16 protein-coding genes are annotated in these 16573 nt (G+C 66.4%); 1 reads left to right on the top strand and 15 read right to left on the bottom strand.

Annotated features, from left to right (window positions below; translation table 11 throughout):
• Nucleotides 1-105: 105 nt before the first annotated feature.
• The 14 genes from ACQY5B_RS07965 to ACQY5B_RS07900 form a co-directional block, all read right to left on the bottom strand.
• The gene (locus ACQY5B_RS07965; protein WP_420325682.1) at nt 106-975 is read right to left on the bottom strand and encodes a substrate-binding domain-containing protein; all 870 of its coding nucleotides are present in this window, start codon (nt 973-975) and stop codon (nt 106-108) included.
• 58 nt (nt 976-1033) lie between these two features.
• Nucleotides 1034-1843 carry an ABC transporter substrate-binding protein gene (locus tag ACQY5B_RS07960; RefSeq protein ID WP_420325683.1) on the bottom strand — a complete coding sequence of 270 codons (810 nt, stop codon included), beginning with the start codon at nt 1841-1843 and terminating at the stop codon, nt 1034-1036.
• Nucleotides 1844-1875: 32 nt separating this feature from the next.
• Nucleotides 1876-2634 (bottom strand): ATP-binding cassette domain-containing protein, encoded by a 759-nt coding sequence (locus ACQY5B_RS07955; RefSeq protein ID WP_305971110.1) that lies wholly within the window; start codon nt 2632-2634, stop codon nt 1876-1878.
• The gene (locus ACQY5B_RS07950) at nt 2627-3334 is read right to left on the bottom strand and encodes an ABC transporter permease (protein ID WP_420325684.1); all 708 of its coding nucleotides are present in this window, start codon (nt 3332-3334) and stop codon (nt 2627-2629) included. Before ACQY5B_RS07950 ends, ACQY5B_RS07955 begins: the two co-directional genes overlap by 8 nt.
• A 203-nt stretch (nt 3335-3537) precedes the next feature.
• Nucleotides 3538-4866, bottom strand: a complete 1329-nt coding sequence (locus ACQY5B_RS07945) for a sigma-54-dependent transcriptional regulator (protein ID WP_420325685.1) — start codon at nt 4864-4866, stop codon at nt 3538-3540.
• 27 nt (nt 4867-4893) lie between these two features.
• Nucleotides 4894-5019 carry a hypothetical protein gene (locus ACQY5B_RS07940; protein WP_420325686.1) on the bottom strand — a complete coding sequence of 42 codons (126 nt, stop codon included), beginning with the start codon at nt 5017-5019 and terminating at the stop codon, nt 4894-4896.
• Nucleotides 5016-6299, bottom strand: a complete 1284-nt coding sequence (locus ACQY5B_RS07935; RefSeq protein WP_305971152.1) for a c-type cytochrome — start codon at nt 6297-6299, stop codon at nt 5016-5018. Before ACQY5B_RS07935 ends, ACQY5B_RS07940 begins: the two co-directional genes overlap by 4 nt.
• The gene (locus tag ACQY5B_RS07930; RefSeq protein ID WP_420325687.1) at nt 6299-7555 is read right to left on the bottom strand and encodes a formate dehydrogenase subunit gamma; all 1257 of its coding nucleotides are present in this window, start codon (nt 7553-7555) and stop codon (nt 6299-6301) included. Before ACQY5B_RS07930 ends, ACQY5B_RS07935 begins: the two co-directional genes overlap by 1 nt.
• A 163-nt stretch (nt 7556-7718) precedes the next feature.
• Nucleotides 7719-8312 (bottom strand): formate dehydrogenase FDH3 subunit beta, encoded by a 594-nt coding sequence (gene fdh3B / locus ACQY5B_RS07925; RefSeq protein WP_305971105.1) that lies wholly within the window; start codon nt 8310-8312, stop codon nt 7719-7721.
• A 12-nt stretch (nt 8313-8324) separates the two neighbouring features.
• Nucleotides 8325-11225, bottom strand: coding sequence for a formate dehydrogenase subunit alpha (locus ACQY5B_RS07920; RefSeq protein WP_305971104.1), 2901 nt, complete (start codon nt 11223-11225; stop codon nt 8325-8327).
• Nucleotides 11226-11364: 139 nt separating this feature from the next.
• Nucleotides 11365-11553, bottom strand: a complete 189-nt coding sequence (locus tag ACQY5B_RS07915; RefSeq protein ID WP_420325688.1) for a twin-arginine translocation signal domain-containing protein — start codon at nt 11551-11553, stop codon at nt 11365-11367.
• Between the two features lie 80 nt (nt 11554-11633).
• On the bottom strand, nt 11634-12263 hold the full coding sequence (locus ACQY5B_RS07910) for a TorD/DmsD family molecular chaperone (RefSeq protein ID WP_420325689.1): 630 nt from the start codon (nt 12261-12263) through the stop codon (nt 11634-11636).
• Nucleotides 12260-12877 (bottom strand): DUF3306 domain-containing protein, encoded by a 618-nt coding sequence (locus ACQY5B_RS07905; protein WP_420325690.1) that lies wholly within the window; start codon nt 12875-12877, stop codon nt 12260-12262. Before ACQY5B_RS07905 ends, ACQY5B_RS07910 begins: the two co-directional genes overlap by 4 nt.
• Nucleotides 12874-13410, bottom strand: a complete 537-nt coding sequence (locus tag ACQY5B_RS07900) for a DUF3305 domain-containing protein (RefSeq protein WP_420328681.1) — start codon at nt 13408-13410, stop codon at nt 12874-12876. The genes ACQY5B_RS07905 and ACQY5B_RS07900 overlap by 4 nt, the downstream gene beginning before the upstream one ends.
• 370 nt (nt 13411-13780) lie before the next feature.
• On the opposite strand from ACQY5B_RS07900, the gene ACQY5B_RS07895 reads away from it, so the two are divergent.
• Nucleotides 13781-15730 (top strand): 4Fe-4S binding protein, encoded by a 1950-nt coding sequence (locus ACQY5B_RS07895; protein ID WP_420325691.1) that lies wholly within the window; start codon nt 13781-13783, stop codon nt 15728-15730.
• A 29-nt stretch (nt 15731-15759) separates the two neighbouring features.
• Here ACQY5B_RS07895 and ACQY5B_RS07890 read toward each other — a convergent pair whose 3' ends face one another.
• Complete coding sequence (locus ACQY5B_RS07890) at nt 15760-16524, bottom strand: hypothetical protein (protein WP_420325692.1); 765 nt, start codon at nt 16522-16524, stop codon at nt 15760-15762.
• Nucleotides 16525-16573: the final 49 nt, after the last annotated feature.

Below are 16573 nucleotides of genomic sequence, written 5' to 3'. Positions count from 1 at the left end.
GTTAGAATTGGCCATATATCCGGTAGAGCGCCCTGCCCCGAATATGCCAATTCGGGTTTTATTCAGAGTTTCCAGCGGTCAATCCGGCAAAGTTCAGGCAAGCTGTCAGGCGTTCCAGCGGATGCTGCCCAAGTCCGCGATGTCATACCCCCCCAATCGGGCCGCCTGGTCCCGGAGGGGGGCGCCTTTGCAGAAGTCGAGCAGCGCCTGCACCGGCGCCTCGAAATACTCCCGCCGGTCGATCAGCAGGTCAAAGTACTCTTCGATCAAAGGCAGGAATCGCAGACCGAAATCCCGGGCCAGCGTCTCCAGCCCGAAGGTCGCATCGGCCTCGCCCCGGGCCACGGCCTGCACGGCCTCGGTCTCGGTCCGCGACACCGGTGCCAGCGCAAGCGCCGCGTGATCCAGCCCGGCCTCCTCTGCCAGATCTCCGAACAGCTTGGCGGTGCCCGAAAGCGGTTGGCGCGGCGCGAAACGACGCCCGACAAGATCGTCCAGACCGGTGATCCCCGTCTCGTCTGGGCGCACCACCAGCCCGCGGCGTCGACGCGCAAAGGCCACCAACACCGCGTCGCGGGTCTTGTCGACGCTGGGCACGTTCCAGTCGCCGGCTTCGGAATGATAGACATGCAGGCCGCAGGCGACGCCTTCACGCGCGTTGAACCTTTCCAGCCCGTCGAGGGAGCCGTCGAAATAGGTGGCAAGACCGCAGCGGCTTTCGCGAACAGCCCAGTCCAACAGCGGATCGTGGCTGCCCAGCAGGATCGGCGGGCGGGCCACCGTGTCTTGCGGGCCCGTCGTATGCGAGTCGATCCAGGCATAGACGTCGCGCGCGGGAAACAGCAGCTTGCCGGTCGCGCGCGAACAGGGAACCCCGCCTGAGGCGGCGAGGTCGTAGATCTTGCGTTCCTTCAGCCGCAGCAGCTCTGCCAGTTCGGCGACTGTGAAATACTCGGGCGTCTTGACGCTGGACATCCGGGCCTCCTGGCCCGCTGGTCCGGTTTATGCGGGCTGCCTGGCGACTGGTCCTAGATCAATCAGGGGCGTTCGGAAAGAAGAGTTGTTGCCCGTCGACCTCGTATTCGGCAATGGCTGCCTGGCCTGCATCCGAAAGCAGCCAATCGGCAAAGGCCTGGGCGCCATCGACGTTGGCCGAAGGACACTTGTCGGCAGAAAGCGGGATGACGCCGTACTGGTTGAACAGGTCCGCATCGCCCTCGACCATGATCTTGTAATCCTGCTTGTTCTTGAAGCTGATCCAGGTGGCCCGGTCGGTCATGACATAGGCCCCCATGCCGATGCCCGCATTCAGCGTCGCACCCATGCCCGACCCTGTTTCCCGATACCAGTCGCCGGAGGCATTGGCCGGATCGACAGAACTGGCGCCCCAGAGCGAGACCTCTTTCTTGTGGGTGCCGGAATCATCCCCGCGGGAGGCAAAGAGCGCCTGCGCCGCGGCGATCTTTTCCAGCGCCGGCTGGACATCGTCCATGCCTGCCACGCCGGCCGGGTCGGCAGAGGGGCCGACAATGACAAAATCGTTGTACATCAGGTCGGTACGCGACACCCCGAAGCCGTCGGCCACGAATTGCTCTTCCGCCGGCTTGGCGTGGACCAGCAGCACGTCACCGTCGCAGTTGCGGGCATTGCGGATGGCCTGCCCGGTGCCCACCGCAACCACGTTGACCTGAATGCCCGTCGCCTCGGCAAAGATCGGCAGCAGGTGGTCGTAGAGACCCGAGTTCGCGGTCGAGGTGGTCGACTGGACCAGAATGTCGTCGGCCAATGCGGCCGAGGGCAGCGACAGGGCGCAGAAAAGCGCCGCAAGGCGAAGCGGTTTCATGGAATATCTCCTCCGTAGGGTCTTGAATGATGTCAGAGCACGAGGCCGCCCGAGACATGCGCCCGGGCCGCCGGTGTTCGGGGACCTGCAAAGAAACGGTCGGCTGTGGCCTGTTCGGCCACCCGTCCGCCGTGCAGGAAGACGATCTCGTCCGCGAGCCGGCGGGCCTGGCCGATGTCATGAGTGACAAGGATCACGCGGGTGCCATTGCGCACGGCCTTCAGCACGATTTCCTCGATGCGATTGACGGACGCCGGGTCCAGGCTGGCCGTGGGTTCGTCCAGGAACAGCACCTCGGGTTCGGTGGCCAAGGCGCGGGCCAGCGCCAGGCGCTGCGCCTCTCCCCCGGACAGCAGGCGGGCGGGCTGGCGGGCCTTGTCGCCCAGGCCAACATGGTCCAGCAGGGCGCTACGGCGGGCACGCGGCAGGTTGCGCGACCTTAGCACGAAATCCACGTTCGCAGCGACGGACCGGCGCAGCAGCACCGGTTTCTGGAACACAAGCGCCTGTCGCGAGGTGACCTGTTCGGGCGCGGTGCCATTCCAGTCTATCTCGCCCGCATCCGGCTCAAGAAGGCCGTGCAAAAGCCTGAGAAACTGCGTTTTTCCGGCTCCATTCGGACCAAGGAGGACGGTGCAGCCCGTCGGCCCCAGGTCCAGGTCCAGGCCGTTCAGGATGCGACGCCCGCCGAGGGTCAGGCACAGGCCCCGCACCCGCAGGGGAAGAAGGTTCGAGGCCGGGATGGCGCCCGCTGTCAGGGCTTCGGGCCCGTGGATTATGGCTTCACGCATGGGCTTGTCTCACGGCAGTCAGGCGCAGGCTGTGGACCAGGGCATTGACCCCCAACGCCAGGATCATCAGCACGATCCCCAGCCCCAGGGCCAGCGGCAGGTCCCCTTTCGAGGTCTCGAGCGCGATGGCGGTTGTCATGACCCGGGTCATGTGGTCGATGTTGCCGCCCACGATCATGACGGCGCCCACCTCGGCCACGGCGCGGCCAAAACCCGCCAGCGCCACGGTCAGAAGCGCGTAGCGCGCATCCCAGAGCAGCGCCTGCACGGTCTGGCGGGCACTCAGGCAAAGCGAGCGGAAGTGATCGGCATATTCCGCGTGCATATCCTCGATCACCTGGCGCGACAGCGCGGCGACGATGGGAGAAATCAGGATGGTCTGGGCGATGATCATGGCGGTGGGCGTATAGAGCAGCCCCAGAAAGCCCAAGGGCCCCGCCCGCGACAGGTGCAGATAGACGATCAGCCCCACGACCACCGGCGGCAGGCCCATCAGCGCGTTCATCACCACCAGGACCGCCCCCCGGCCGGGAAAGCGGTTGGTGGCGACCAGCGCGCCGATCGGCAGGCCAATGACACAAGCGGCGGTCGTGGCGGTCAAGCTGACGCGCAGCGACAGGGCCACGATCTCGATGAGATCGCCATCGCCCGAGAGGACAAGCGTCATGGCGACGGTAAGTGCCTCCCCCAAGTCCTGCATGCGATCTCCTGCAAAATTTCCGGCCACACGCCGCGTTTCGTACAGAAGGTATGAAAAGACAGCCCTTGCCCGCAAGAAGAAAAGCGAGACAAAAAGGCCAGCCATGGAAGAAATCATGGCTATTGGCGGGTCAGATTGACCCGCCAGCGTAAACGCATAAAATGCATGATTTTGCAGTTATCCAGGCGCGCCTTCCGGCGGCCTCACTCGCCCCAGGTCGCCACCTTGCGGTCCACGGTCTTGCGCGAAACGCCAAGGCGTCGCGCAGCCTCGGCCCGGTTGCCGCCCGACAGTTCAAGGACGTGCATGATGTGCCGCTGCATCACCAGGTCGAGGTTCTCGATGGCCTGCACCCCGGTGACCGACCCGCTGCCGGCGAAATCATCCGGAAAGCTGCCAAGGATGACCGAGCGTTCGACGAGGTTGCGCAACTCGCGCACGTTGCCCGGCCAGGGATAGCGGCTGAGCTTCAACAGGGTCTCATCGTCCAGTTTCAGTTCCGGCAGGCCCAGCGCCCGTGAAAAGTGCTGGATGAAGAGCGCGGCAAGTTCCACGATGTCCTCGGACCGGTCGCTGAGCGGCGGCATCTCGATCCGCAGCACGTTGATGCGATGGTACAGATCCGCGCGAAAGCGCCCGGCCTCCACCGCCTTGTCGAGATCGGTATTGGTGGCGAAGGTCAGGCGCAGGTCCAGCGGGATCTCGCGTTCGGCGCGGAGCGGGCGGATGCGCTGATCCTCGATCACCCTGAGCAGCGCCGCCTGCAGGGTTTCCGACATCTGCGCCACCTCGTCGAGGAACAGCGTGCCGCCATCGGCCAGCAGGAACAGGCCCGGGCGCAGTCGGTCGCCTTCGACCTCGCCAAACAGCTCGGCGGCGATGCGGTCGGGCGCGATGGCGGCGCAATTCACCGCCACGAAGGGCCGTTCCGACCGGCCGCCCATCTGGTGCAGCGTACGCGCGGCCAGTTCCTTTCCCGTGCCGGTCGCGCCGGTAAACAGCACCGGCGTCGGCAGCGGCGCCAGTTTCTCCAGCATGGCGCGCACCGCCTGCATCGGCGCCGACCGACCCAGAAGCCGGGTCTCGCCCTCGGCCTGCAGGGCGTGGCGCAACAGGCGGTTGTCGCGGCGCAGCGCTCCGCGATCCAGCGTACGCGCCACGGCGCCGATCAACTGGTTGGCGCGAAAGGGTTTCAGGACGAAATCGCTGACGCCCGCACGCAGCGCGGCGATGGCGGTTTCAAGATCGGCATAGGCGGTGATCAGCACCGTTTCGGCATAAAGCCCCTTGCGCCGCTGTTCCGTCACCCAGTCGATGCCCGACCCGCCAGGCATCTTGTTGTCGACCACGATGACGTCGAACTGCGCCTCGTCCAGGCGTTCCGTTGCCTCGCGTGCCGATCCCGCCTCGGCCACGGTCTTGACCCGCGGGCCCAGCGTCTTGGCCAGGAAGTTGCGCATGCCCGGTTCGTCGTCGACGACCAGCACCGAGGCACCGCTGAGGGCCTGTCCATAATCATCCAGTGGGCTCATGGCTGACAGTCTAACCGGGCTGCCAGATCAGTCGAGCCGGACATTGGCGCCGGACTGCTTGTCGGCGGAGGAGAACCCCATCTCGTTCAGCCCGTACCAGGCGCCGACGGCCAGCAGGATCATCGCGACGAACCCCGAGAGCATGGCTTTCATTTGCTGCTTCCTTCAGTTGCGGATTTGAGAAAGGCGATCAGGTCGGCCCGGTCAGAGGGCTGCGCGATCACCTGCATGGGCATCTTGGAGCCGGGGATGTAATGGTCCGGCCCCTCGTCGAACAGGGCGTCTATGGTCTCATCCGTCCAGGCGAAACCGGCGCCGGCCAGCGTGTCGGAATAGCTGTAGCCCGGCAGGGTTCCGGCCTGGCGGCCAAAGACACCGTGCAGGGTCGGCCCGGCCTTGCGCGACGGGCCTTCGGTCAGAGCGTGGCAGATGGAACACTTGCGCATGAACTGCCTTTCGCCGTTGGTCATGGTTTCGGGGTCGCGCAGAAAGCTGCGCTGGCCCGAGCCTTCGGGCGCGTCGAGTTCGTCCAGCAAGGCCACGGGCCAGGCATAGACGACGTCGTCCAGCCCGCCCGCAAAGATCATCCGACCATCGGGTGAAAAGGCCAGCGCCCAGACCGGGCCGTGGCGCATGGCGCGGAAATCGCGGGTGATACGCCATTGGTCGGTGTCGACCACCATGACATAGCCATGGCCGTCCCCAACCGCCAGTTGCGCCGTCTCCGCGTGCCAGGACAAGGCAAGGATCGGGCGGCGGTCCAGCGTGAAATCGGCGATCTGGTCGCCGGTCGCGGCGTCGATCACGCGGGTGCCGCCGTCCACGGCGCCATAGGCGATCCAGCCGGGACCAATGGCCAGCCGGTTGATGCCAAAGCCATGTTCGACCAGCGGCAGGGGCGATCCGCCCGTGCCGAGGTCATATTGCAGCAGCACCCCCTTGGAGGTCGCCGCATAAAGGAACCGGCCGTCCGGGGAATGGGCCACCGCATTCACGCCCGCGCCGGGATAGGGCAGCTCGCCTGCCCTGCCCGCCTCTGTCAGTGGCCAGAGCCTGATGCTGCCGTCCCAGCTGCCGCTGGCGACATGGCTGCCGTCCGGCGCGACAGAGAGCGAGGTGACCTTGCCCTTGTGTTCGCCCAGCAGGCGGTCGACCGGGCGCCATTGGCGCACCGCGAAATCGTCCCCGCCAGAGACCAGCGCGCCGCCTGCCCCCCATGTCAGCGCGGTGACCGCGGCCGCGTGCCCTTCCAGCCAGGTGGGCACGCGGCCGGCCCAGAGCCCGACGGAATTGTCGAAGCTGGCGCTGGTCACCGCGCCGCCGGGCGATACGGCCAGCGCCATGACCGGACCGCCATGCCCCTTGAGGGTGGTGAACTCCTCCGCGCCCGCGGGCAGGGCCGCGAGCGCGAGGGCGAGCAGCGCGGCCCGCATCATTCCGCCGGGGTGGCCCCGGTATCGGGGCTTTTCTTGCCGGTCCTGGCCTCGCGCGCCTTGACCTCATCGAGCCAGAGCGAGTGGTGCTGATGCGCCCAGGCCTCGTCGACCTCGCCCGAGCCCATCGCGTCGAAGGCGCCCTTCATCCCGATGGAGCCGATGTAGATATGCGCGATGATGATCGCCATGAGGACAAAGGCCACGATCGCGTGCCAGGCCTGTGCAAGCTGCATTTCCTCCTGCGGGGCCAGATCCGTCGGCAGCGCGCCGTAGCCCAGCCACTGGATGATGCCGGTGTCATTGATGATCGCAAAGGTCTTGGCAAAGAGCGGCAGCTCGAACGGAAACAGCAGCGACAGGCCCGAAAGCGAGATCGAGGCGCCCAGCAGGATGACCGACCAGAAGATGATCTTTTGCCCGCCGTTGAACTTCTTGGCCGGCGGGTGGTTCTTGCCGATGATGCCGCCCGCCTGGGCAAACCAGGTGATGTCGGTGCGGTCGGGGATGTTGTGCCAGACCCACATGACAAAGACCATCACCAGCCCCAGCATGAAGGGCCAGGCCAGGTTGTTGTGCACGAACTTCGCCGCGATCAGCAGCTGCGAGTTCAGCTCTGGCCCGAAGGTCGGCAGGATGAAAAACCGCCCGAAGAGCGTGAGCAGGCCGGAAAGGCCCAACAGCACGAAGGATCCTGCCAGCAGCCAGTGCGCAAAGCGTTCGATCGCCTGGAAGCGAGTCACGGTGCGCCCGGTCATCGGCTCGTCGAGACCGATCCGGCCGCGGACCATGTAGAAGAAGGCCAGCGCGATGATCGTGCCGATCAGCAGCCAGCCGCCATAGGTCGCCAGTGGCCCCTTGCGGAACTCGTACCAGGCCATGCCGCCATCCTGCACCAGCACCTTGGCCACGTCGCCGCCGGCAGAGACATTCACATCCGCCGCGTCATAGCGCAGCGCGCGCCACAGGTCGGGGTCCGATGCACCGCCAAGCGGGGCCAGCGCAAGGGGCGCATCCGGGTCGGCGCCCGGCTGGCCGAACTCGCGGCGAAAGCTGAGGTCGACGTCTTCGCCCCGTTGCCGGGCCAGGATGTCCTCCAGCGTCTGTGCGCCGCCGGTGGCCTTGCGGGCCTCGGCCAGGACCGCCGGGTCGGTGCCCGTCTCTGCTGGCGCGGGAGGCCGGAAAATGAAGGTCAGCACGGCAAGGCCGGCCACCAGGAGAATGAACCATCCGAAACCGCTGGAACGTTGTGACATGACTGTCCCCGTCGAAAAGACACGCCGTGGACGCGGCAACCGTGTTGGCGGTGCCGGAGGCCCGAGGCGTCATATTCTGCCATTGGTCAGAGGCCCGTGGATCACGGGCCCCTGCCATGTGATGCGATGACAGGGCGGGACAGGGCCCCGCCCACAGGTGGCGTCAGCCGCCCTTCTGGTCGTAGGCGGTGCCCCAGCCCCAGGCGCCCGAGCCGAAGCCACGGGCCACCACGCGTTCGCGGTAGATGCCCGAGACCACGTCGCCGTCACCGGCGAGCAGGGCCTTGGTGGAACACATCTCGGCGCAGATGGGCAGCTTGCCCTCGGCGATCCGGTTGCGCCCGTACTTGGCGAATTCCGCGGTCGAATGGGTTTCCTCGGGGCCGCCGGCGCAGAAGGTGCATTTGTCCATCTTGCCGCGGGACCCGAAGTTGCCCGCCTGCGGGAACTGCGGCGCGCCGAAGGGGCACGCGTAGAAGCAGTAGCCGCAGCCGATGCAGAGGTCCTTGGAGTGCAGGACCACGCCTTCTTCGTTCTGGTAGAAGCAATCCACCGGGCAGACGGCCATGCAGGGCGCGTCGGAACAGTGCATGCAGGCCACCGAGATCGAACGTTCGCCGGGGCTGCCGTCCTGGATCGTCACCACGCGGCGGCGGTTGATCCCCCAGGGCACCTCGTGCTCGTTCTTGCAGGCGGTGACGCAGGCGTTGCACTCGATACAGCGCTCGGCGTCACAGAGGAATTTGGATCGTGCCATGTCTGTTTCTCCTTACGCTGCGGTGATCTTGCACAGGGTACACTTGGTTTCCTGCATCTGCGTCACCGAGTCGTAGCCATAGGTCTGGGCGACGTTGGTGGATTCCCCAAGCACATAGGGATCCGCGCCGTCCGGGTACTTGGACCTCAGGTCTTCGCCCTGGAAGTGGCCTCCGAAGTGGAAGGGCATGAAGGCAACGCCCTCGCCCACCCGCTGGGTGACCATCGCCATGACCTTGACCTTGCCGCCCTCGGGCCCCTCGACCCAGACATCCGCGCCGTCGCGGATCCCGAGGTTGTTGGCGTCCCGCGGGTTCACCTCGACGAACATGTTCTGCTGCAGTTCGGCCAGCCAGGGGTTCGACCGGGTCTCGTCCCCGCCACCCTCGTATTCGACCAGGCGGCCGGAGGTGAGGATGATCGGGTAGTCCTGGCTGAAGTCCTGCTTCTGGATCGACGCATACATGGTCGGCAGACGGTAGAACTTGCGGTCCTCGTAGGTCGGATAGTCGGCCACGAGGTCGCGGCGGTTGGTGTACAGCGGTTCGCGGTGCACCGGGATCGGATCCGGGAAGGTCCAGACAACCGCACGGGCCTTGGCGTTGCCGAAGGGGGCGCAGCCATGCTTGATCGCGACCCGCTGGATGCCGCCGGACAGGTCGGTTTTCCAGTTGGTCTTGGGCCCGGCGATGCCGTCGATCACCGCGCGCTCTTCCTCGGTCAGGTCACCGTCCCAGCCGAGATCCATGAGCATCTGCATGGTGAATTCCGGATACCCGTCCTGGATTTCCGATCCCACCGAGTAGACACCATCGGCCAGGAGGTTCTCGCCGTTGCGCTCGACACCGAAACGCGCCCGGAACGTCAGGCCGCCCTCTGCGACGGGCTTGGACATGTCGTAGAGGTTGGGCGTGCCCGGGTGCTTCATGTCGGCGGTGCCCCAGCTGGGCCAGGGCAGACCATAGTAGTCGCCGTCGGCCGGGCCACCCACCGCCTGAAGCGTGGTGCGGTCGAAGGTGTGCTGGTTCTCCATGTGCAGCTTCAGCCGTTCCGGCGACTGGCCGGTATAGCCCACGGTCCACATGCCCTTGTTGATCTCGCGCAGCGTGTCCTCGACGTTCGGCGTGATGCCGTCATCCTCGAGCGCGATGTTGCGGAACATGCGGTCATGGAAACCGAACTTCTTGGCGAAGAGACCGATGATTTCCTGGTCGGGCTTCGATTCAAAGAGCGGATCGACCACCTTCTGGCGCCACTGGAGCGAGCGGTTGGAGGCGGTCACCGACCCGTAGGTCTCGAACTGCGTCGCCGCCGGCAGCAGGTAGACGCCATCCTCGCGGTCATGCAGCACGGCAGAGACGGTGGGATACGGGTCGACGACGACCAGCATGTCCAGCATCTCCATCGCCTTCTTCATCTCGACCATTCGGGTCTGAGAGTTCGGCGCATGACCCCAGAGCACCATGGCCCGGACCTTGTTCGGCTGGTCCATGTTCTCGGGGTCTTCGAGGACACCGTCGATCCAGCGGCTGACCGGGATGCCGGTCTCGAACATCAGGTTCTTGTCCTTGCCGTCGGCGCCCTTGAGCGTGTCGAACTGGGCCGAAAGCCAGTCGAAGTCTTCCTCCCAGACGCGCGCCCAGTGCTGCCACGACCCCTTGGCCAGGCCGTAGTAGCCGGGCAGCGTGTGCGACAGAACGCCGAGGTCGGTCGCCCCCTGCACGTTGTCATGGCCGCGGAAGATGTTGGTGCCGCCGCCGGAGGTGCCCATGTTGCCCAGCGCAAGCTGCAGGATGCAGTAGGCGCGGGTGTTGTTGTTGCCGTTGGTGTGCTGCGTGCCACCCATGCACCAAATCACGGTGCCGGGACGGTTGTTGGCCAGCGTGCGGGCCACGCGGCGCAGCTGCGAACCGGGGGTGCCGGTGACGCGCTCGACCTCTTCGGGGGTCCACTTGGCCACTTCCTCGCGGATCTGGTCCATGCCCCAGACACGGGTGCGGATGAACTCCTTGTCCTCCCAGCCGTTCTCGAAGATGTGCCACAGGATGCCCCAGACCAGCGCCACGTCACTGCCGGGACGGAAGCGGACGTATTCATCCGCGTGGGCCGCCGTCCGGGTAAACCGCGGGTCGCAGACGATCAGCGGCGCGTTGTTCATCTCCTTGGCACGCAGGACGTGCAGCAGCGAGACGGGGTGCGCCTCGGCGGGGTTGCCGCCGATGATGAAGATCGCCTGGCTGTTGTGGATGTCGTTGTAGGAGTTGGTCATGGCGCCGTAGCCCCATGTGTTCGCAACACCCGCAACCGTGGTCGAGTGGCAGATCCGTGCCTGGTGGTCGACGTTGTTCGTGCCCCAGTAGCCGGCGAACTTGCGGAACAGGTAGGCCTGTTCGTTCGAATGCTTGGCCGAGCCGAGCCAGTAGACGGAGTCAGGGCCGCTTTCCTCGCGGATCTGCATCATGCCGTCGCCGATCTCGTTGATCGCCTGCTCCCAGGAGATGCGGACCCATTCACCGTTCTCCTTCTTCATGGGATACTTCAGGCGGCGCTCGCCGTGGGCGTGTTCGCGGACGGATGCGCCCTTGGCGCAGTGGGCGCCCAGGTTGAAGGGGCTGTCCCAGCCCGGTTCCTGCCCGACCCAGACGCCGTCGCTGACTTCGGCGATGACGGTGCAGCCCACCGAACAGTGGGTGCAGACGGATTTCTTCAGCTCCACCGCGCCAAGACCGGCGGCAGAAGCGGCGCTGGCCTGTTTGACGGTGCCGCCCGTGGCGGCAATGGCGGCAATCCCGCCGATGGCCAGACCCGAGCCGCGCAGAAAGGCGCGGCGGTCAACCGAGGCATTGGCGGCCTCGGACAGGATACTTGTCCGCTGGGGGCGTCGCGCAACCCCGTTGGTCTTTTTCCTAAGCATGGTTTCTCTCTCCCTTGCGCGCCTTCTGAGGGGCGCGGGACTCTGACGATGGCCTGGGGCAGTCGGGCGTCACGCAACCAGTCGCCTTGGGCCGTTGAGTGCCTCGACCGGACAATGCCGGGCGACGCGGGCGCCGCTATCAGAAGCGGGCGGTCTCGTAGAAGGCGCGGGTATGCGCCGTGTCCTGCATCTTTTCCGATGTCAGGTCGGGTTCGGCCGGGCCGGCTTCGGCTGCCTGGCCGCTGGCGATCGCAACCGCGGCCGCAGGGGCCGAAACGCTTGCCAGCTTGAGGAAATTCCGGCGCGAGGCCTTGGATTCCTGGGTCATGAAAGTAGCTCCTTTCACGGGTTGGGGGACGGTCGCCCGCCCCGGGATGGGTGCGTCCGCGAACGCACCCGGCGAAATCCTCACTCGCCGCTCATGCGGAACCCCTCGGACTCGATCTCCATGAAGAGCCGTCCGACGGTGCCCACGGGGGCGTAGAAGACAGAGTTCTTGGCGCCTTCGAGATCGGCGTAGAAATGCCCCGCCCAGGGGCCGATGTGCTTGTTGAAGAACTGCCGCTGCGCATCGAGACTGGCGGGGGGACCGAAACGGCCGACGATCATCGCGCCCATCATCTCCATCAGCGAGGCGATGTTGTCCTCGGGTTCGAACACGTTGTCGGCGCGTTCCAGCCCCTGCCGCACCATGTCCTGCCGCAACAGGGCCAGCGGTTTCTCGTTCAGGAAACCGGTCAGGTAGTAGGAGGCGTAGGGCAGCAGCTCACCCCGGCCCAGGCCGATGAACAGCTTGTTGTATTCGCTGGTCGCGGTCTTGGGCTTTGTCACCTTGGCCAGTTTCGCCAGCGTGCCGATGGCCTGCCCCATCTCTGTCGCGTCCCCGGACAGGCCAGCGGTCTGCGCCAGCAGCATCTCGTCCGGCGGCCCGGCCAGCAACAGCCCGAGGAAATTGTAGAGATCGGCGCGCAGCCGGTCTTCTTCGGCGATCTGGCGGGTTTCGGCGGTGTTTGTCATCGGGTCCCTGTCGGTACTCATGTGCTGGTCTCGAAGCGGAAACGCATCCGGCGCGGGGCGGCGGCGCAGGCCTCTGGTTCGGATATGGGTTCGGAGTGCGCCAAGGGTGCCGGCGCGGCGGATGCGACGGGCAGCTCCACGCTGTCATCCGTGTCGGGCGCGCCCGCGTCCAAGTCCTGATCCGTGGACACGTCGATCTCATCCGTGTCGACGTTGGCGGCGCGGGCCTCGGCCTCGGCCTGCTCAACCGCCTTGTCGAACATGCCCTTGCCGACCTGGTAGAGCGATTGCAGGTTCTCGACCACGCGGGCCGCGTCGGTGAAGTCATCGCCGTAATCGACCAGCCCGTCCACGTTGGCCAGCACCGGGTTCAGCCGCCACAGCCGCCGAAGGGCGCGGGTCTTGAGCCGCTGCGGCGCCACCGCCTTGAGCAGCGCCTGCACCTGCGCGGGGTCGTCCATTTCCTCGGGCGCGGGCAGGTTCAGCTCGGCCAGGATCTCTTCGTCCGGGCGATCTTCCAGCGCGCGCTGTCGCTCGGCCTTGGCCGCGTGCTGTTCGGCCTCGGTCTCGGCCCTGTCCTCGGCGGCAACGGCGGCGCGCCGGCGCGACCAGAAATCTGCGGGGGTCCGGCTCAATTCATCCGCCTCCGCTGTTGCGCGGGCGACGCATAGACATCTTCCAGCTTGCCGATACGCGGATCGCCCACGCCATCCTCGACAAGGTCGATGCGCTTCTTGTCCCGCTTGCGCTTGATGAACACCTCTTCCTCGTGGAACTCCTCGACGAAGTTGGCCACCAGCGCGTGCAGCGCGGGCGGCATCGGGACCTTCTCGATGATTTCCTCGCCGCTGTCCGAGTAGTCCTGCGCCTCGTAGGGCGAGGCGGTCACGGTCAGCACCTCGAGCGGGGCCTCACCCTCTGTGGTTTCACGCAGGATGACGTAGACGCTGGGCTGCTGCGCCGAAAGCTCGTGCAGGTAGGCATCCGTATCGGCGCCGTGCAATTCCAGCGGCAGCGTCGTGGCATGGTATTCCGTCACCTCGCCCTCGCTGCGCAGCACGCGCCAGTCGGCGGCGCCGGCACCGGGCATGACGGCGGATGCAGTCCAGACCCATTTCGCCCATCGAGTCACGCCAGGGGCGCGTCTCAGCACGATGCCCAGCGGCATGGTCCGGTACGCTTTCGGATTGTGGATCACGGTGCTTCCCCCTTGACAGGAGTTTGATCCGGCAACCTTGCCGAACGAAAGCGAAAAACGGCGTACCGCGGTATTCCGCGCCCGAAACGGTCATTTTGGGCAGCCGCGTGAGGGCCGCCACCGGGCCACGGACGTTTTGTCCAACCTGACATTTTTGCTCGGAAAAGAGGCAGTTTGTGAATGCCCGAATCAGCCGCGGCGCAGCATCCCGGTTGCGCCCGTTCCGGTGCTTTGGCTGACCGGGATAAACGGTTGTGGAGGGCTGCGAATCATGGCTAGGCTCCACCGGCAAAGCGCGAAACCGGCACCGTCAAGCGTGCTTTGAGGGGAGAGCAAGACAATGGTCAAGTCATTGATAACATGTGACTGTCTGGGAACGCAGCAGATCGATTCACAGGCCCTGTCACGCACCACCGGGCTGGAGGTGCGCCCCCCCTGTTCGGCCCTCTGCACCAGCCAGATCGACCGGGCCGCCACCGCCCTTCAGGGGGGTGACACGATTTTTTGCTGCACCCAGGAGTCGCGGGTTTTCGAGGCCCTGGCCGAGGAACTGGCCCTGCCCGCCCCGCCGGTGCTGGATCTGCGGGACCGGGCCGGGTGGAGCGCGGATTCCGCCTCTGCAGTACCCAAAATGTCCGCCCTGATCGCCGAGGCCCTGTTGCCGGCCGCGCCGGAAAAGACGCTGGACGTGATTTCCGAGGGGCTGTGCCTGATCCTCGGCGACCCCGATATCGCCCTGCCCGCCGCCGAACAGCTGGCGCCGCACCTGGGTGTGACGGTGCTCTTGCCCGAGGGATCGGAGGTGCCCGACAGCCGCGCCTATGACGTGGTCACCGGCCGCCTGCGGCAGGCACAGGGCGCGCTGGGGCAGTTCCGCGTGGTGATCGACGCCCTGCGCCAGGTCGAGCCGGGCGGACGCGGCGCCTTTGCCCTGACAGAGCCGCGCGACGGCGGCGCCTCGGACTGCGACGTGATCCTGGACCTGCGCGGCGACAGTCCGCTGTTCCCCGCACATGAAAAGCGCGAGGGCTACCTGCGGGCAGATCCGGCGCATGCGCCTTCGGTCGCGGCGGCGGTCATGGCCGCCTCGCACCTTGTCGGCACCTTTGAAAAGCCGCTTTACGTCCGGACGGAGTCGCTGCTCTGTGCCCATTCGCGGGCCGGGCAGACCGGCTGCACCCGCTGTCTCGACCTTTGCCCAACAGGCGCGATCATGCCCGAGGGGGATCATGTGACGGTCGACCCGATGATCTGCGCCGGGTGCGGCGCCTGTTCGGCGGTCTGCCCCTCGGGAGCGATCAGCTATGACGCGCCGCCTGTCGACCTGACCTTTCGCCGGGTGCAGACACTGGCCAAGGCCTACCTGGATGCGGGCGGCAGCGCACCGCGCCTTCTGGTCCATGACGCCCAAGGCGCCGAGATGATCCGCCTGTCGGCCCGCCACGGGCGCGGGCTGCCGCGCGACGTGATCCCGATGGAACTGCCAGTGGTCGGCGCCTTCGGCCATGCCGAGGCGGTGGCCGCACTGGCGGCGGGCTTTGCCTCCGTCACCTTGCTGCCGGGGCCGGGCGCGGATCGCGATGCGCTGGAGGCGCAGCTGGCGCTGGCCGGAGCAATTGCGGGCGAAGACCGGGCCCGCCTTCTGGATACGTCCGACCCCGACGCGATGAGTGACGCGCTCTATGACGAAGCCGCCCCCGCCCCGGTGGCAGAGCCGGTGCGCCCCCTTGGCACCCGGCGGCAGGTGACGCGGCAGGCCGCCCGCGCGCTTCATGGGGACCAGGCGCAACTGCCCCTGCCCAAGGGCGCCCCCTATGGCGCGGTGCTGGTGGATACGGATGCCTGCACGCTCTGCCTGTCCTGCGTCTCGCTCTGCCCTTCCGGCGCGCTGGGGGACAACCCCGACATGCCGCAACTCCGGTTCCAGGAGGATGCTTGCCTGCAATGCGGGATCTGCGCCACGATCTGCCCGGAGGACGCCATCACGCTGGAGCCACGTCTGGACCTGACCGAAACGGCCTTGCGGCAGGAGGTCCTGAACGAGGAAGAGCCCTTTGCCTGCGTCGAATGCGGCACGCTTTTCGGCTCGAAATCCGCCATCGACCGGATCACCGAGAAACTCTCGGGGCACGCCATGTTCCACGACCCGGACAAGCTCCGGATGATCCAGATGTGCGACGATTGCCGGGTCAAGGCGCAGATGGGGGCGACGGACAATCCCTTTGCCATGGGCGAGCGGCCCCGGGTCCGCACGACCGAGGACTACCTGTCCAAGCGTCGGGATCATTGATCGTGACGGAAACCACCCTGCCTCGGGCGCTACTGGAATTCCAGCGGCGCGCCCAGATCCGCGGCCTCCATCGCCGCGACATAGGCGACGATGGCCTCGACCTCGTCCAGCGTCATGCGGACCGGCGCGATGGGCGAGGGCCGGTTGTCCGGAAAGGGCAGAGTCAGGCCTTCGATCACGGTGAAAGCCGGGTGCGGGTTCAGGACATAGAAGGAGTAGAACCGATCCTCCCAGTCCGGCAGCGCCCGCAGCACCATGAAGCTGGGGGTCGAGCCGATGCCGAAGCCGCGCGTCGCCTCGTCGATGACATGGCAGCGGACACATTTGGCGCGGCTGACCTTGTGTCCCAGTTTCGCGTCGCCGTCGATCACCACGGTCTCGACCTCTTCGGTCGCGTCCGGCGGCGGGCCGAACAGCGTGGTACCGTCCGGCGCAAAGCTTGCCACCGTGTTGAGGCCCACCTCCGAGGTCAGCCAGTCGGCGAAGCGGCCGGTGCCGGCGTGATCCGCCGATGTCACCTGCAGGTGCCAGACCCGTTCCGGCCCCGCGAACAGCGGCGCCCCGGTCGCACCCAGCGCGATGTCGGCCTTTTCCGGGTCCTCGACCAGTTCCACCCGCACCCGCGTCTTGAGCGTGAAGCGTGGGAGGATATGTTGGACAAGACCGCTGTCGACAAGCGCCGCCGGCGCATGCAGGCGGACAGGGCGCGGATCGTCCTGGGCGACCAGCGCGAGGGGAACGAGCGACAGGCCAAGCGCCAGTGCGCTGGAAATGAGTGAAAGACGCAGGGTCATCGGGTCATGCTAGGCCCCTGCCCTGCCATGCGTCAAATGAAAGGGACCA

The organism is Antarctobacter sp., assembly GCF_965277915.1.
GTDB lineage: Bacteria > Pseudomonadota > Alphaproteobacteria > Rhodobacterales > Rhodobacteraceae > Antarctobacter.
This window is presented reverse-complemented; position numbering and strand designations above follow the sequence as displayed.

Bases quoted from the DNA above. Each gene is read 5' to 3' on its own strand.
- ACQY5B_RS07900 (WP_420328681.1), bottom strand. From the start codon at position 13,410: ATGCCGCTGGGCATCGTGCTGAGACGCGCCCCTGGCGTGACTCGATGG.
- ACQY5B_RS07950 (WP_420325684.1), bottom strand. From the start codon at position 3,334: ATGCAGGACTTGGGGGAGGCACTTACCGTCGCCATGACGCTTGTCCTC.
- ACQY5B_RS07935 (WP_305971152.1), bottom strand. From the start codon at position 6,299: ATGCGGGCCGCGCTGCTCGCCCTCGCGCTCGCGGCCCTGCCCGCGGGC.
- ACQY5B_RS07895 (WP_420325691.1), top strand. From the start codon at position 13,781: ATGGTCAAGTCATTGATAACATGTGACTGTCTGGGAACGCAGCAGATC.
- ACQY5B_RS07945 (WP_420325685.1), bottom strand. From the start codon at position 4,866: ATGAGCCCACTGGATGATTATGGACAGGCCCTCAGCGGTGCCTCGGTG.
- ACQY5B_RS07955 (WP_305971110.1), bottom strand. From the start codon at position 2,634: ATGCGTGAAGCCATAATCCACGGGCCCGAAGCCCTGACAGCGGGCGCC.
- ACQY5B_RS07910 (WP_420325689.1), bottom strand. From the start codon at position 12,263: ATGAGTACCGACAGGGACCCGATGACAAACACCGCCGAAACCCGCCAG.
- ACQY5B_RS07890 (WP_420325692.1), bottom strand. From the start codon at position 16,524: ATGACCCTGCGTCTTTCACTCATTTCCAGCGCACTGGCGCTTGGCCTG.
- fdh3B (WP_305971105.1), bottom strand. From the start codon at position 8,312: ATGGCACGATCCAAATTCCTCTGTGACGCCGAGCGCTGTATCGAGTGC.
- ACQY5B_RS07915 (WP_420325688.1), bottom strand. From the start codon at position 11,553: ATGACCCAGGAATCCAAGGCCTCGCGCCGGAATTTCCTCAAGCTGGCA.
- ACQY5B_RS07940 (WP_420325686.1), bottom strand. From the start codon at position 5,019: ATGAAAGCCATGCTCTCGGGGTTCGTCGCGATGATCCTGCTGGCCGTC.
- ACQY5B_RS07930 (WP_420325687.1), bottom strand. From the start codon at position 7,555: ATGTCACAACGTTCCAGCGGTTTCGGATGGTTCATTCTCCTGGTGGCC.
- ACQY5B_RS07965 (WP_420325682.1), bottom strand. From the start codon at position 975: ATGTCCAGCGTCAAGACGCCCGAGTATTTCACAGTCGCCGAACTGGCA.
- ACQY5B_RS07920 (WP_305971104.1), bottom strand. From the start codon at position 11,225: ATGCTTAGGAAAAAGACCAACGGGGTTGCGCGACGCCCCCAGCGGACA.
- ACQY5B_RS07960 (WP_420325683.1), bottom strand. From the start codon at position 1,843: ATGAAACCGCTTCGCCTTGCGGCGCTTTTCTGCGCCCTGTCGCTGCCC.